This window comes from Streptomyces marinisediminis (assembly GCF_026262575.1).
Lineage (GTDB): Bacteria > Actinomycetota > Actinomycetes > Streptomycetales > Streptomycetaceae > Streptomyces > Streptomyces marinisediminis.
Window position 1 is genome coordinate 33,745 of record NZ_JAPKFL010000011.1, and the last position, 14,510, is coordinate 48,254.

The window sequence follows — 14,510 nt, forward strand, 5'->3', positions numbered from 1 at the left end:
ATGAGAAGAGAGGCATATGGCAGCGGACGAATGGCCGCAGCGCCTCATCCGGTTCACCGACTGGAGCCGCGCGGAAGCCACCGCCGTGAAGTATCTGCTCCCCGTGCTGACCGACCAACAGGCGGAACTGTCCCAGTGGTCGTTCCTGCGGAAATACCCCTCGTGGCGGTTGAGGTACCGGCCCGCCGGACCGGACTCTTCGAAGAACCTGGACGCTGCCCTGAACGAGCTGGTCAGTGTCGGCGTCCTCACTTCCTGGACACGGGGCATCTACGAGCCGGAAGAGACGGTCTTCGGCGGACCGTCCGGCATGAAGGTCGCGCACACCCTGTTCCACTACGACAGCCGTCACCTGCTGGAGGAGCTGGCCCGCCAGCAGGTCGCGAGCGGCCCCCAGCTCGGCCGCCGCGAGCTGGCAGTCCTCCTGCTCAGCGTGGCGATGCGCGCTGCAGGACTCGACTGGTACGAGCAGGGCGACGTATGGGCGAGGATCGCAGCCGAACGACCCGGCGACGAGATCCGCAATCTGCACCGGCACCGGCCCGCTGTCCACCGGTTGATGACCATCGACGTCAGTGCCACCAGCCGCAGCGTCACCGAGGGCCGACTCGCGTCGCTGGCCGTGTGGATAGCCACGTTCGAGTGGTTCGGTCAGCAGCTCGCAGACCTCAACCGCCAGGGCCGCCTGGAACGAGGGCTGCGGGCCGTGATCGCCCACCACGGCATCTTCCACTGGAACCGTCTGGGCCTCCCCACCGAGGACCAGCACACCTTGTCAACACTCGCGAAAGAGGTAGTCATGGGAACGAGCGACAGCGCCGCATCAGCCGGAACTGAGGGAGCTTCGAGCACTACGGTCAGCGGGGTGAACCGTGACACCACCGAAGCCCCTTCCGCCGACCGCCTGCGCTCCCAATTGATCGACCAGTTGGTCGAAGAGGGAAGCGTGCGCACGCCGCGCGTAGAGGAGGCCATGCGGGCCGTGCCTCGCCACCTCTTCGTCCCGAACGCCCCCCTGGAGAAGGCGTACGGGAACGCCCCCGTGAACACCAAGTTCGACGAGTCCGGTGCGTCCATCAGCTGTGCATCCCAGCCCGACATCGTCGGCATGATGCTGGAACAGCTCGATGTCCAGCCTGGCCAGAACATCTTGGAGCTGGGGGCCGGCACCGGCTTCAACGCCGGGCTCCTCGGCCACCTCGTCGGGGAGAAGGGCCATGTCACCACGATCGACGTGGACGAGGACATCGTGGACGGGGCACGCGGCGGACTGGCCGCTGCCGACATCCACAACGTGGAAGTGATCCTCGGAGACGGAGCTCTTGGCCACGCCCCCCAAGCGCCATACGACCGCATCGAAGCCACCGTCGGCGCCCACGGCGTGCCGCCCGCCTGGCTCGACCAGCTCGCTCCCGGCGGACGGCTGCTCATCCCTCTACGCCTGCGCGGCAGCGTCTCCCGCTCGATCGCTTTCGAGAAGCAGGATGGAGCCTGGCGCAGCGTCGGCAGCCAGATGAACACGTTCATGCCGCTTCGCCGGGGCATCGCCGACGACCCGCGCGTCTTCGTTCCCCTGGCACCGGACAACACCGTCACCCTCGTCACCAACGGAGACCAGAAGGTCGACGCGGACGCCCTGAGCGACATCTTCCGCCAGCCGCGCACCGAGGTGTGGACGGAGGTCACCTTCCGGGGGCCGGAGTCGGCGGAGTACCTGGAGCTGTGGCTCAGCTGCGCCATGCCGAACGGTTTGAGCCGAATGCCCGCCAAGGCCGAGGCCATTGAGAAGGGACTGGTCACCGCGCCCTACCCGTCCTCGACCGCAGTCTTCGAGAACGGCACGCTCACCTACCTTACGCGGCGACCGTACGCGAAGAAGGCCCCTGACGGTGCCACCCTGTACGAGTTCGGCGTCATCGGCCACGGGCCCGATGCTGAGGCCCTGGCCGGGAGCGTCGCGGACCAGGTCCGCACCTGGAACCGCGACTTCCGTGACCACGAGGTCCAGTTCGAGATCCAGCCACTCGACGCGGTGGCGCTCGCACCGCAGCCCGGCCGCTTCGCCTTCGACAACGCGCTGAACCGCATCGTCATCGAATGGCAGTGACATGGACGTCAGCCAGATAGCACGGCGGTTTCCACTCGTAGCCCGCCCGCGTCCAGCCTGCCCGCCCCTCGCGGATCGAGTCCGAGAGATCACGGACTTGGCCCGCTCCGCCGAGCACGACGGCAAGGTGACCTCCGCGACCGTCGCGCTGAACAAGGCGGCGCTGATCGCAAGTGACTGCGGCCTGCCAGACCTGGCGCGCACTCTGTGCTGGCGTCATACCGAAGTCTTCCTGCGCGCTCAGCCCCTGAGCGCGCAGGAGGCCCGGTACACCCTGGAACCTCTGGTCAACCTGGCCCGCCTACGCATCCGTGACGGCGACGGGCTCGGCGCGTACGACCTGCTCGACTCCTTGAACCGAGCAGTGAGATACAAGACGGAAGCGGTCATCGACGGCCGCACCATGTCCTTCCAGCACCTCACACAGTCGGCATCCGACCATCGGGAAGTGTGCCAGTGGCTGTGGACCGTCCTCCTCGGCGACGGAACCCGCGCCCTCGTCGCAGCCGGGCTGTGGGACCGCGCACGAACCCACAGCGAGCAGCACCGCGGCGTGGGCCAGCGTCTCTTCGACGGGCGACAAGTAGAGGTGCTTGCCCGCTGCCTCGGCGGGCGGCCGGGCGAGGCAGCGGAGTTCCTGAACAAGAGCACCCTGCAGGAGGACTGGGAGCGCGCAGTCGCTGCGTGCCTCGCCGCGCTCTGCCTCACCGCGGTCGGCGAGGACCCCCTCGGCTCTGCCGAGCCCATGGTGACGCACTATCTAGCCCTCGACCCCGATCCTGAGCTTGCGGTCTTCCGCACTCGGGTCGGGCTCACCGTGTTCGACCTTTCCCCGTATAGCCGCCAAGCCGACGTGTCGCACCGCCTCACCCGTGAGGCAATAGCGTCCGAAGACGGATACGTCGCGCGAGACGTGCTTGCGCATCCGCTGTGCGGCAAGCAGATCAGCCCAGATGAGCACCGTAGGTTGTCGGTCGCCGTCGCCTCGGCTGGCCTCGGCAAGGGGTACATGCCCGACCCTCTGGAGCGGGCGCTGCGGGACGCTACGTCGGTCTCGATAGGAGTCTGGGAACGCCACTTCACCGGCCGAGCCGACCCAGCAGATCGGTCGCGGTCGTATCGTTGATGGCGCCGAGCAACACAGCTGACTCGAACCCGTCGAGGCCGGAGGCGTCTGGTCCCGGTTCGCCGCTCTGGGCTCCGTCGTGCCGCCCACCGGGCCCGCGCCCGACCCCCTGGTCTCGGCGATGTGGCGTCTGACTCATGCGGACGCAGCCCGGCGGCCGGACGCGGAACCCGGCTGACCAATACGCGCATCGCCGCCTTTGAGGACGTCGGCCGCCGCCTGCGTCGGCTTGCCGCCGAAGGGCGGCTGATACGCGGCCGGCGCGCCGCCCTCACCCATCGCGGGATTTTCGCGTGCAACCGCGCCGGGAGCCTGCCTTCGAGCAGGCTGCCAACCGGTGAAGCGGCCAGGCGGGAGTTGCAGGAGCACCGACGCAGGAAGGAGGAGGCTGCGGCTCAGCGGCAGGCACTCATCGACGAACGTCAGCTCGCCCTGCGGCACGATCATTCTGCAAAGAGTCACAAATCTCTCGGTTCACTGCCGTCACTGCTTCGATGCGCCCTCGCATCTCTGCGGCCACTTCCTCACACGTTGATATAGCCTGCTGTGGGTTTTCAGGAAACGCGTAGCGGACTACAGTTTTATACTCCTCACGCACTTGAGGGTTTCCTGAGGTGAATATACTCGACGACAGGCGAACGAGCACTGAGTGGGGGGTGAGTTGGGCAACGTCCCATCGCCCGTCGGAGTGGCGGCTGGCCCATAGCAGCAACCTTTGCTCCTGGTTGACAACGAGCTTGCAATCTGCGCCGCCAATGGCTGAAGACAGGGCAGGAAGCGAGAGCCCGGAATTCCCGGCCATCCGTTCGACTTCCTGTGGTGTGTCAACGATGCGATGTGTCGCAGGCTGCCGTGAGGGCACAGAAGCAGGGTTCTGCTTCTCGTCGATCAAATATGCAAGTTTGGCGTCGTAGTGGCTGTTGGCGGCAGCTAGTTCTTCATCGGCCCACGTGATGATTGTGACTCGATACTCTGGTGTAGCTGCTGGAAACAGTACGCTCGTCACTGCCGTCACTGGAGTGCGGCTCAGCGACGGAATCCTCATGACGTGACTGTGCCCGTCCCGGGATTCGGATACAGCTGCAACACTCTCCCACAGTTGACGGCAGACGGCATCTGACTTGACCTGCATTATCAGGTCCAGGAGCTGATCGTCATGAGGGTATCTGGTACCGGCGAATCGCAGCAGTTTTACGTATTCGACAGCGTTCTGTTCCCAGTTCACGTATTGCGTTCGGGCTTCCTCGCCCAGCAGCGCCCAACGCATCAAATTGGCGCCCGGCTCCCGCACCCATGGCCAAATAGTGACCATCGCGGCGTTGTAGCCGGCCACATTCCATGCTTTGTCGGTGAGGTAGGCCGGGTCCGGTAGTTGGTGGTCGAGCAGCCGCTGCAGGCCATGGCGTGTGTGGTGGTCGCCCACTGATTGCGTGATGGAGATTTCACCATCAATCACCGACAGGAGGAGCGCATGTCTTTCGTCTGACCCGAGGGCAAGAACATTCGCGATCCTATCGAGTAGTTCGCGGTCGAGTGTCTTCGGCCTGTTTCCCCGCTCGAGAGCCTGGTACCAGGCTCGGCTGCGACCAATCGCTTCTGCGATTTCCGTCTGAGAGAGGGCGCGTCCCAGACCTCGCCTCTCGCCAGCGGCGGCGCGCCAACCTCGCAAGAGTCCGGGCAAGCTCAGAAGCGGGCCGTGAGTGCTTGGCTCAGCGCCGTGAAGTATCGCTGATCCGCCAGCCATTTCGTTCCTCCGTCACGGCGCTCGGTACGCCGCGCAATCAAGATCAAAGACGGTCCAGGCGCGATGCGGCCCGTCCGAGCGGTCGCCTGTCATCGTAATAGATCAACAAGGGTGCTCTGATCGAGCCTCGGTGATCTTCTCTTGTTGAAAGTTGGATTTCAGCAGCCCTATCGGTGCCGACGTGGACAGGAAGTCGGCTTGGTTACTCAGGTTCACCAGGCGAGCTGAATGAATGATGATGGTCACGGACAGTGTCATGCCTAAAAATTTGTGCATGCTCAATCTTTTAGGCATGTGGTGATCGTTAGTGGTTTCGCCGGTGGACCGGGGCGACTGACTTGCGGCTGTACTCCCTCTGCCTCTGGTGCAACAGGGCGGTCTTTAAGGGGAGATGACCTTTGCGGGGAACCGACGGCGGTTTGCATCATCGGCCTATGCCCAGTCATGAGGCGTCGAACCCCGATCGTTGACGAACTGTTGACCTGCCGGTTTAAATTCAGATGGTCCGGCGGAGCGAGCGCGTCCACTTCGTGTGGCAGCGCGTGAGCGGCCGGGCTGACTGCGGACAGGCCGTGAGAACTGGGGGGTTGCCCGAAGGGGTTGAGGAGAGCTTGTTGAGCGGTTGCTCTCTGCAACCAGTGCAGAGTTTAAGAACCAAGTCTGGATCTTGACACGGGTTCGTGCGTATGTTCGTCGTCCTCCGGGCGCGCTGCCCGGCACATCGGACGTAAGGAGCACGGCTGATCGTGTAGGTCCGTATACAGCGACGGCGCCCGGGAGCGGGAACTCCCAGACGCCGAACGCTAAGTGGCACGTCCGCCCCGGCAAGGGCGGAGGTTGCCCACCGTCACCACGCTGAGTCCTTCCGAGGGGCGCGTCAGCGTGACAACACTGCAACGAGGAGTATCGCATGCCTCCTGCACTGCGCAAAAGGCCCTTCTGCCTGACCTGCGCGGCAGCCACCTCCGCCTCGGCGCCTTCGTGCACCGCGCCGGAGCCCACCTCCCCTGCCCCGGCGAACCGCCGGCTCCGCCCCGTCGCCGGGAGCGGCCGATGAGCAGCGAAGCCCGCGAGTGGGTCTGGGAGCACAGCTCCAGCCGGGGGACCGCACGCCTGGTCCTGCTGTCGATCGCCGACCGGGTGGCCGACGAGCAGTGCGTCTCCTGGGCCTCGCTGTCCAGCCTGGCCAAGCGCACGCGCGCTTCCGTCTCCACGGTGCGCGAGGCCATCGACCGCCTGGTCCATGTCGGTGAGCTGGAGCAGCTCGTCGACCTCGCCGGCCCGCAGCGCAGCACGGTCTACCGCCTGCCCCTCGCCGCCCAGGCCGTGGCAGAGACTGCGCAGGACGAAGACGAGGACGCCGACCAGGCAGTGGCGGGCGAGCCCAAGGCCACCCCCGCCCTCCGGGTCTCGGCTCTGCGGCGGTACGGAATCCGGCCGCGCGAAGTAGCGAAATCCCCCGCGAGGGACCGGAAACCGGCAGTACCGAAATTCGGCAGGTCCCAACGGAAACCGGCACCCCGACGTACCGAAAACCGGCACAGCGGTCTACCGGAAACCGGCACACAGAACCGTAGTGAACCGGATTTGAACCGTAGGTACAGCAGTGGTGCTGTCGTCCTCTCGGCCAGCGAGTGGCAGGTCGACCCCACCACCCACACCTGGGCCCACGAGCAGGGACACCTCAAGCGCCTCGGCCAGGACGGCCTGCGGGCGGCCGACGCTAAGTGGCGTGCCCACCGAGCCGACTTCGCACCGAGGCCGGCGGCTGCCTGGGCCACCGACTGGCGCTCCTGGATCGCCCGAGAGCACGCCCCCAGCCGCCCGAACCTCTACGCCGTGCCCGGCGGAGCCTCCGCCGCACCCAGCGGCATGACGCGGGCCGAAGCCCACACCGCCGCCCTTCTCGCCGCCCTCGACGAGCCGACCGGAACGGAGGGCTGACCATGGACCGCCGCGAAACCGCCGCCTTGCTGGCCTACATCGGCCGACTCGACCCCCGGCTGATCCGCACGACCGAGCGCGAGGCGGCCGACCAGCTCGCCCAGTGGCACGAGCTGCTCGGCGACGTGCCGATGGCCACCCCGCACGGCTGGGACGCCCGAGTCGCAGCCCGCCAACACATCCGCACCTCGCCGTACCAGATCCTGCCCGCGGACGTGGCCCGCCGTTGGGAGAGCTACCGGCGCGACCGCCTGGCCCGGCACTCCGACCCCACGCCGTCCGTCGACCCGGACGACCAGGCCGCCTGGACCGCCGAACTGGTCGGCGCCCGCCGCGCCGTCGCCGCTGGCATCGCTCAGCCTGCGCAGGCCCCGGCTATCACCAGCGGTCGCGGCGGGATCGACCCGAAGCTGGAGGCGCGGCTGCGGGAGAGCGGCTCCTGCATACCGCCCGCCGCCCGAGCCGCCCTCGCGCCCTACCGGCCCGCCCGAGCCGCGCGAGAGGCCGCCGTCGCGCAGGGGCAGCCCGACCCTTTCGGTGTCCGCTGCGAGTGGTGTTTGGCGCAACCCGGTGAGCCGTGCCGCCGCCGAAGGGTCGGCCCCGACGGCGGAGCCCGCGGAACTGCCCCGCGTGCCACCCCGCACCCCGGCCGCATCGACCTCGCTGCCGCCCAGCAGGCCCAGCAGACCGAGCAGGTCCGCCAGCCCACGATGGCCTGACCGGCGTATACGAGCGGTGCGCCACCGCCCGGTCCACCTCCAGCACCGTCCGCCCGGCTGCGGCGCACGCGCTCGCGCCGCAGCCGACACCTGACGCCGCACACCTGCCGGGCACCACCCTGGCCGGCGACGCGGCAGCACATCGGAGAGTTCCTTGCGCCACATCACCACCTACGACGCACCAGCCACCGGTCTTCGCGGCATCGCGGACACCAGCTGGCACACCCGCGGAGCGTGCCACGGCATGGACGTGGAGGACGCCGACGCCGTCTTCTTCCCCCTCCCCCGGGACCACGAAGCCATCGCCGAGGCGAAGGAGCTGTGCGGCTGGTGCCCGGTGCGCAGCGACTGCCTCAACTACGCGCTGGAGAACGTCCTGAAAGATGGCATCTGGGGCGGTCTCACCGAGGCAGAGCGGCGCCCGTGGCACGACGGACTGCCCCAGCGCCTCGACTACCGGCGTGTGAGCGCGTTCTTCCAGGGCCGCGACATCCACCTGACCGGGGCCGAGCGCCAGGTCGTGATCGACCACGCCTACGTCCGGGGCTGGCAGCCCGCCCGCCTCGCCGCCGGCCTGCAGGTCAGCCCCAGGCACGCCCGTGACCTGCTCCGGCAGGCGGCCAACAAGGTGCTGGACCGCGACCGCACCTACGGCGTGCCCCGGCCCAAGAAGCAGCGGCAGAAGTCCACCCCGGCAGCAGGCCGCCCTGCATCTGCCAAGCCCGGCACCCGACAGCCGGCGTCCCGCCAGGCAGCGTCGACCGTGACGCCCGCCTCTTTCGGAAAGGCCGCATGACCCACTCCGCCCTGTCCTTGGGTGCCGCTCCCGACCTTCCTCTCATCCTCGCCGCCGGAGTCTCCGCCGTCTTCGCCTTGGTGCTGGTCGCCTGGGCGATCCGGCGCCGGGGAACCCACCCGCAGAAGCCTCTCGGCGGTGGGCCGGCAGTCAAGGTCGCCGCCCTCGCTGCCCTCGGCTGCACCGCCTACAGTGCCGACACCTCGTGGCGCTTTGCGGCCGACTACCTCGACATGGCCGGTACCGCCGAGCGTGCCGCGATGTTCGCCGCCGCTGAGCTAGCGCTCTTCGCTACCGCGCTGATGGCACGCCAGAACCTGGCCACGCAAGGTGCCCCCGGACTGCCCGGCACCCTGGTCTGGGTGATCACCGGAGTGCAGGTGATCCCCGCCTACGCCGAGAGCGGCGCCGTCGGCGGCACCGTCCGGGCCTTCGTCGGCCCAATCATGGCGGCCATGCTGTGGCACCTCGCCATGGGAATCGAACTGCGCCTGCACACCCCGAATGCCGCCTCCCGCGGGCTGCTCGCCGTCCTGGGGCGGGAGGTGCGTGAGTCGCTGCTGTCCCGCCTCGGCATCGCCGCCCGAGACCGCGACGCCGCGCAGATCACCCGCGACCGGGCCACCGCCCGCGCGGTCGACCTGGCCGCCCGTCTCGCCGAGCGTAGCTCGAAGCAGCAGGCGAGCTGGCGTGGCCGGCGGCTCACCCGGCGACTGTCGAAGGCGGTCGCCAGAGCCTCGGTCGGCACCGACCCCCTCCAGCGTGCGCAGCTGCTCGACCAGCTCGCCGCCCGCCGGCACGCGCTCGCCCTCGCCACGGTCCCCCTGCCCTCTCCCTGGTCCCCGGTGTCCACCACCGCCACGGTCCCCTGGCAGCAGACCTCGGAATCACCGGTCCCCGTAGCCGGTCCCCACGGTCCCGGTGAGTCGGAACACGGGGACCGGAAACCGGGCGCCCCGAGGGGACCGGTCCCCGAAGACTGGGGCTTCAACGCCCCCTCGGCCACGGGGACCGAAGGCGATGGCACAGGGACCGAACCCCGAGAAGCGACCGCCTACCCGGGGACCGTGCCCGTCAAGCCCGCGCTCGCGGGGAGCGACCTTGCAGAACTTGGTGCCGGCCATCCTTCGGGAGAAGTGCCTGGTCAGGGCGACGAACCCCCTCGGGGACGGACTGCCGCTGAGTCGGGGACCGAGCCCACCGGGGACCGGGGACCGACCGACACCGACACCGACACCGACACGGGGACCGAGCCCACCGAGGACCGGGGACACAAGGTCCCTCTCCGACGGAAGACGAACTCGAAGACCAGGACCAAGAAGGGGCAACGCGGGGGCCGCCCCCGTACCCCGCAGGCACAGCGCCCGTCGCGCGACTCGGAGCAGTCGGTGGACGAGCTCGTCCAGCAGGTCCTTCCTCATGTCTCTGCCCTGCTCGAACGCGACGGCAACCCGGCCATCACCCGAGTCCAGCTGCGGGAGATCCTTCGCCGCGAGGGGCTGAAGGGGGGCCGGAACGACCGGCTGAGCCTCGTCCTCCAGGAGCTGCGGAGCATCGACACCACGACGCCAAGGAGCACCACCGGATGAAGACCTGCCAGCAGTTCGACACCGTCCGTACGCAGTACGAGCGGGAGATCGGCTCCATGCTCGCCCACTCCAAGCGGTACGAGGGCAGTCCAGCGGCGAAGTCCAGCGCGAAGCAGGCCGCATCGGCAAAGCAACGGACGGCCCGGGCCCTCAGCGGCCATGACGGGCGCTGCCCCGCGTGCGGTTGAGCCAGCAAAGCCCAGCTCAGCCCCTTGTCCGCCATGGGTAGCCCGGCTTCGCGCCGGGCCACCGCCCCGCTTAAGGAAGGTACGCCGTGGTTCTTCCTCGGTCATCCGAGCCCACGGTCGCCGAGGCCGGCGCCTGGGCGGAGGTCCTGGTCCGCCGACGGCTCGTGCACGCCGCAGTCCTCGCGCCCACGGGCCAGTGGCTCGTCCAGGGCCGTCTCGACGGCCCGGTCCGAGTCCTCGCGGGACCGGCCGACGTCCTCGACCTGGCAGCCACAATCCAGCACCACATCCATTCCACGAGGCCCGAATCCCGATGACGCACTCGCCCCAGAACGGCACCACCCCGGAACCTGCCCTCGATTACAACCCGCCCTCGGGCCGAGCAAGTTGGGGCGGAAGCGTAGCTTCCGCCGAACCCGCCCCCAAGGGGACGGGACAGGACCTGCGCCGGGGGGCGCAGGTCCATCTGGCTTCGACCGAGGGCGGATCGAAGCCAGAGCAGGAGGAGACGCGATCCGAGCCGCGCAGCCGCCGTGACCGCGCCGCACGCGCCCGCCAGCGTCCCCGACAGCCGCCCGAGAAGAAGCGCCTGCACCAGCCCAACACCCGCTTCAACGAAGAAGAGTTCGCCCTGATCAAATCCGCCGCCGCCCGGTGTCACCTGTCCGTCGCCGGGTTCCTAGCCCGTTCCGCGCTCGCCGCCGCCCGCGACCTCGACCGCACCAGCGCCGAGATCGCCGACGAACGCGAAGTGATCACCGCACTGTTCGACAGCCGCCGCAGACTCGGCTGGGCCGGTAGCAACCTCAACCAGGCGATGAAGGCCCTCAACTCCGGCGCGGAGGCCCCGCAGCTAGAAGCAGCGGTCGCCGCCGTCCAGCGGGCGGCCGAGACCGTCCGCGAAGCCGCCTCCCAGCTCATCGCGCGCCGCTCCTCATGATCCCCAGCGTCAACGAGTCCGGATCGCGCACCATCGGCCTCCTCGCCTACCTGTACGGGCCGGGCAGGCACGAGGAGCACATCGACCCGCACCTCGTCGCATCCTTCGACGGCATGTCCCCCGACCCCGGCCGCGACCTGCACGCCACCCTCAAGGACCTTCAGCAGCTCCTCGACCAGCCCGTCGAGGCCCTCCCGAAGCACGCGCGGCCCGCCAAGCACGTGTGGCACACCTCCGTGCGCGCCACCGCAGACGACCGGATCCTGTCCGATGAGGAGTGGGGCGAGATCGCCCGCCGGATCGTCGCCGCCACGGGCATCGATCCCGGCGGCGGCGAACCCGGCTGCCGCTGGGCCGCCGTACGCCACGCGGACGACCACATCCACATCGTCGCCACCCTGGTGCGCGAGGACGGAAGCCGCCCCGACGACTTCCGCTCCGGCAAGCGGGCCCAGGCCGAATGCCGGCTCATCGAGAAGGAGCTCGGTCTGCACCAGGTCGCGCCCGGCGACGGCACCGCAGCCCAGCGTCCCACGAGCGCCGAGCGCCACAAGGCCGAACGTCAGGGCCGCGAGCGCACCGCGCGGGAGGAGCTGCGAGAGGCGGTGCGCCGCGCGGTGGCCGGTGTGCAGAGCGAGAAGGAGTTCTTCGACCGGCTGGCCGCCGCCGGCCTGCTCATCCGCAAGCGGGTCGCGCCCTCGGGAGACCTTCTCGGGTACAAGGTCGCCCTCCCCGATGACCGAAACAAGGACGGCGAGCCGGTGTTCTTCCCCGGCGCGCGGCTCGCCCCGGACCTGTCCCTGCCCCGCATCCGGGAACGCTGGCCTGCCGACAGCCCCGACCGTGGTGATGCCGCTGCGACGAAGCCGTCCGCGCAGCCGGCGTCGAGCAGTCCGGCCGTCGCGCGCCGGCGTACCGCATCGGCCGCGTGGCAGGCGCTGCTCATCGTCGAGCACGGCGACGACGCGGTCGCCGCCGCGTACATCGCGGCAGCCGGTGAGGTCCTGGACGCACTCGCCAAGACCTCCGGCGCCCACACACGCAACGAACTGCGCGAGGCGGCCTGGGCCTTCGAGCGGGCCTCCCGCTCCCACGTACGGGCCGAGCGCGGGCACGACCGGGCACTGCGCCAGGCCGCCCGCGACCTCGTCCACAGCGGCCCCGCGCTCGGCCGCGGGGAGGACGGCGCGACGACCGCGATGGCGATCGACATGCTGTTCTTCCTCATCACCGCAGCCGCCCACTGGCACGCCAAGAAGAACCACGCCCAGCAAGCCGCTGCGGCTCGCCAGGCCGCCAAGCACCTGCGCGCCGCCTACCGGACCGCCGCCAGCCAGCCTCTCGGCGCGCTGTACCAGCGCGGCCGGCACCTCACCCGTCCCCTCCGGCAACGGCAGGCCGCGGTCCTGCGCGAGGCGCTGCCGGAGCTGGCCGAACAGATCCTCGCCGAACCCGGCTGGTACGCCCTCGCCTCCACCCTCACCGACGCCGAGACCGCCGGCCACGACCCGGCCGCCCTCCTAAGCGAAGCCGCCGAGCGACGGGAGCTGTCGAGCGCGGAGTCGATCAGCGACGTGCTCGTGTGGCGCCTGCGCCGCACAGCCGGCCTCCCCGCCGACACCATCGGCATGGCGCCCAGCAACCACGCGGTGAAGAGGGCAAAGGGCAGAGCTGTCCCGTCACGTTCCAAGTTCCCTCGCCCACGGCCGGGCGACCAGCAGATGGGCAACTCCCGGTGAAGCACGCGTCGGCCTGTCCCAAGGACTTGCTGCCGCCAGGCCGATTGAGTCCGGCCATCCCGTCTCGTTGCCTGCGAAGTGGCCAAGGTCGGTTCTGACCGGGCCGGCGAAGTGGGCCGGCGCTGGCCGGCAGCACGGGGCAGGCCGGAGCCGCCCAGAAGCAGAGAAGACGAAATGCAGAATTGCGCCGCACCGGAGAGATGTGGGGCGTCAGGGCACCGGGCGGAGCCTCGGGCCTCGAACAGCCTATCGGGGCTGTGGACTTTGTGAATTGAAGCAGGTCGGGGACTTGCGGCACGATCATGTCGCGTGCAGGACGAGACGAGGGGAGGACAGTCAGATGTTTCACCGGATTCGCCGCCGCGCGGCGCAGCCCTGCGAGATGGAGCGACAGCACTACGAGGCGTTCGTGCGGCTGGAGGGCCGAGTGCCGCCGGAGGTCGAGCGGATGCGGGCCGACATGCGGTCCGCCGAGCCGGCGACGGTGGTGGACGACTTCCTGCCGCCGGAGCTGCGCGTACCGAGCCACGACCAGCTCGACGGCCGGGTCATGCCCTGGGCGCAGCCGATCGTCCTCGACGACGAGATCGTCGCCTGTACCGGGTGCGGGGCGTACCGGGACTGGGTCATCATCTCCACCCGCGACCAGATCTGGCTGCGCTGCAGCCAGGGGCACCAGCAGCACGAGGCGCGTCTCGACACTGCCTGGTACAACCGACACTCCGGCCCCGCGGACGCGACGCACGCCACGTTCGAGGACTGCCTGCGACACCTCGGCCACTGACCCCCACTCCTACGACCCCACCGGGCCACCGGCCCGCACTGCCCAACCGTCACCTCACAACAAGGGGTCAGATCACCCATGCGCGTCCGCGTCTCCGCCGCCCTCGGGCTCACCGCCGTCACTCTCCTCGCCCTGCCCGCCTGCTCCACGGGCCACAACGAGGCGAAGAAGCCCGCTTCCCCCTCCTCTGCGAGCAGCGGCAAGCCGGCCAGCACCGACAACGATGCCCCGCTGTCCTTGGCCGCGCTCGAGGCGCGCCTGCTCGACGAGACTGACCTCGGCGACGGCTACACCCGTAAGCCCGAGCGCCCCTCACAGCACGACGACGTCACCGTCCTCGACTGCCCTGCCCTCAACGAACTGGGGGGCGACGCAGCCACCGGAGGCTCGCTCGACTTCCCCCGCCAGGCAGAGGCCACCTTCACCTACGGCGACGGCAGCGACTCGGAGGTCTCCGAGGAGCTGTACAGCGACACCGCGAGCAAACTCTCCGACGGCATGGACCGCATTTTCGAGGCCATGACCGGCTGCCCGGAGTATCAGGTCCTCGCTGGCAGCAACGCGATCGACATCACCACGCAGAAGACGTCCCCTCCCCGGCTCGGTGACGAGCAGTGGAGCCAGCTGATGACCTTCTCCGCCGGTGGACGCGACAGCGTGGTGAAGCAGACCGCGATACGGGACGGCAGCGTGCTGATGATCGTCTCCGGCTCGCCAGCCCTGGTCGACCGGCACCTCGACAAGGCGCTCGCCAAAGCGACAGCAGCCCGCTGACACCCGGCCCGTACGACCACCCCGGCGCCCTCGCCCCCCGCGGTCGGGGGCGCCGGCGCG

The 14,510-nt window shown here is 69.3% G+C and carries 15 protein-coding genes and 1 pseudogene; 11 read left to right on the plus strand and 5 right to left on the minus strand.

Annotated elements, in window-relative coordinates; all coding sequences use genetic code 11:
• The first annotated feature begins 16 nt into the window (after positions 1 to 16).
• The gene (gene fxlM, locus OSB71_RS11010; protein WP_265947013.1) at positions 17 to 2,107 is read left to right on the plus strand and encodes a methyltransferase, FxLD system; all 2,091 of its coding nucleotides are present in this window, start codon (positions 17 to 19) and stop codon (positions 2,105 to 2,107) included.
• Between the two features lie 97 nt (positions 2,108 to 2,204).
• Positions 2,205 to 3,233, plus strand: a complete 1,029-nt coding sequence (locus OSB71_RS11015) for a hypothetical protein (protein WP_265947015.1) — start codon at positions 2,205 to 2,207, stop codon at positions 3,231 to 3,233.
• A gap of 135 nt (positions 3,234 to 3,368) precedes the next feature.
• Here the strand turns inward: OSB71_RS11015 and OSB71_RS11020 are convergent, their stop codons facing one another.
• The 4 genes and pseudogenes from OSB71_RS11020 to OSB71_RS11030 all read right to left on the minus strand — a co-directional run bounded on the left by OSB71_RS11020 (position 3,369) and on the right by OSB71_RS11030 (position 5,223).
• Positions 3,369 to 3,680 (minus strand): hypothetical protein, encoded by a 312-nt coding sequence (locus OSB71_RS11020; RefSeq protein WP_265947017.1) that lies wholly within the window; start codon positions 3,678 to 3,680, stop codon positions 3,369 to 3,371.
• Positions 3,643 to 4,689: an MmyB family transcriptional regulator gene (locus tag OSB71_RS11025; protein WP_265947019.1), complete on the minus strand. Its 1,047-nt coding sequence runs from the start codon at positions 4,687 to 4,689 to the stop codon at positions 3,643 to 3,645. Before OSB71_RS11025 ends, OSB71_RS11020 begins: the two co-directional genes overlap by 38 nt.
• A 21-nt stretch (positions 4,690 to 4,710) precedes the next feature.
• Positions 4,711 to 4,977, minus strand: a pseudogene (locus OSB71_RS24635) (helix-turn-helix domain-containing protein); the annotation flags it as partial.
• Positions 4,978 to 5,079: 102 nt separating this feature from the next.
• The gene (locus tag OSB71_RS11030) at positions 5,080 to 5,223 is read right to left on the minus strand and encodes a hypothetical protein (protein ID WP_265947021.1); all 144 of its coding nucleotides are present in this window, start codon (positions 5,221 to 5,223) and stop codon (positions 5,080 to 5,082) included.
• A gap of 807 nt (positions 5,224 to 6,030) precedes the next feature.
• On the opposite strand from OSB71_RS11030, the gene OSB71_RS11035 reads away from it, so the two are divergent.
• From OSB71_RS11035 to OSB71_RS11055, 5 genes are all read left to right on the plus strand, one after another.
• Entirely contained in the window at positions 6,031 to 6,921 is an 891-nt protein-coding gene (locus OSB71_RS11035) for a helix-turn-helix domain-containing protein (protein ID WP_265947024.1), read from the plus strand.
• A 2-nt stretch (positions 6,922 to 6,923) separates the two neighbouring features.
• On the plus strand, positions 6,924 to 7,640 hold the full coding sequence (locus tag OSB71_RS11040) for a zinc finger domain-containing protein (RefSeq protein ID WP_265947026.1): 717 nt from the start codon (positions 6,924 to 6,926) through the stop codon (positions 7,638 to 7,640).
• A 154-nt stretch (positions 7,641 to 7,794) separates the two neighbouring features.
• Positions 7,795 to 8,436, plus strand: coding sequence for a WhiB family transcriptional regulator (locus OSB71_RS11045; RefSeq protein WP_265947028.1), 642 nt, complete (start codon positions 7,795 to 7,797; stop codon positions 8,434 to 8,436).
• Positions 8,433 to 10,025, plus strand: a complete 1,593-nt coding sequence (locus OSB71_RS11050; protein WP_265947030.1) for a hypothetical protein — start codon at positions 8,433 to 8,435, stop codon at positions 10,023 to 10,025. Before OSB71_RS11045 ends, OSB71_RS11050 begins: the two co-directional genes overlap by 4 nt.
• Positions 10,022 to 10,213, plus strand: a complete 192-nt coding sequence (locus tag OSB71_RS11055) for a hypothetical protein (RefSeq protein ID WP_265947032.1) — start codon at positions 10,022 to 10,024, stop codon at positions 10,211 to 10,213. Before OSB71_RS11050 ends, OSB71_RS11055 begins: the two co-directional genes overlap by 4 nt.
• A 101-nt stretch (positions 10,214 to 10,314) precedes the next feature.
• Here the strand turns inward: OSB71_RS11055 and OSB71_RS24485 are convergent, their stop codons facing one another.
• Positions 10,315 to 10,497 (minus strand): hypothetical protein, encoded by a 183-nt coding sequence (locus OSB71_RS24485; protein WP_323055270.1) that lies wholly within the window; start codon positions 10,495 to 10,497, stop codon positions 10,315 to 10,317.
• Positions 10,498 to 10,526: 29 nt separating this feature from the next.
• On the opposite strand from OSB71_RS24485, the gene OSB71_RS11065 reads away from it, so the two are divergent.
• From OSB71_RS11065 to OSB71_RS11080, 4 genes are all read left to right on the plus strand, one after another.
• On the plus strand, positions 10,527 to 11,153 hold the full coding sequence (locus OSB71_RS11065) for a plasmid mobilization protein (protein WP_265947036.1): 627 nt from the start codon (positions 10,527 to 10,529) through the stop codon (positions 11,151 to 11,153).
• The gene (locus OSB71_RS11070; protein ID WP_265947038.1) at positions 11,150 to 12,892 is read left to right on the plus strand and encodes a relaxase/mobilization nuclease domain-containing protein; all 1,743 of its coding nucleotides are present in this window, start codon (positions 11,150 to 11,152) and stop codon (positions 12,890 to 12,892) included. The genes OSB71_RS11065 and OSB71_RS11070 overlap by 4 nt, the downstream gene beginning before the upstream one ends.
• Positions 12,893 to 13,232: 340 nt before the next feature.
• Positions 13,233 to 13,676: a hypothetical protein gene (locus OSB71_RS11075; protein ID WP_265947040.1), complete on the plus strand. Its 444-nt coding sequence runs from the start codon at positions 13,233 to 13,235 to the stop codon at positions 13,674 to 13,676.
• A gap of 78 nt (positions 13,677 to 13,754) precedes the next feature.
• Positions 13,755 to 14,450 carry a hypothetical protein gene (locus OSB71_RS11080; protein ID WP_265947042.1) on the plus strand — a complete coding sequence of 232 codons (696 nt, stop codon included), beginning with the start codon at positions 13,755 to 13,757 and terminating at the stop codon, positions 14,448 to 14,450.
• Positions 14,451 to 14,510: the final 60 nt, after the last annotated feature.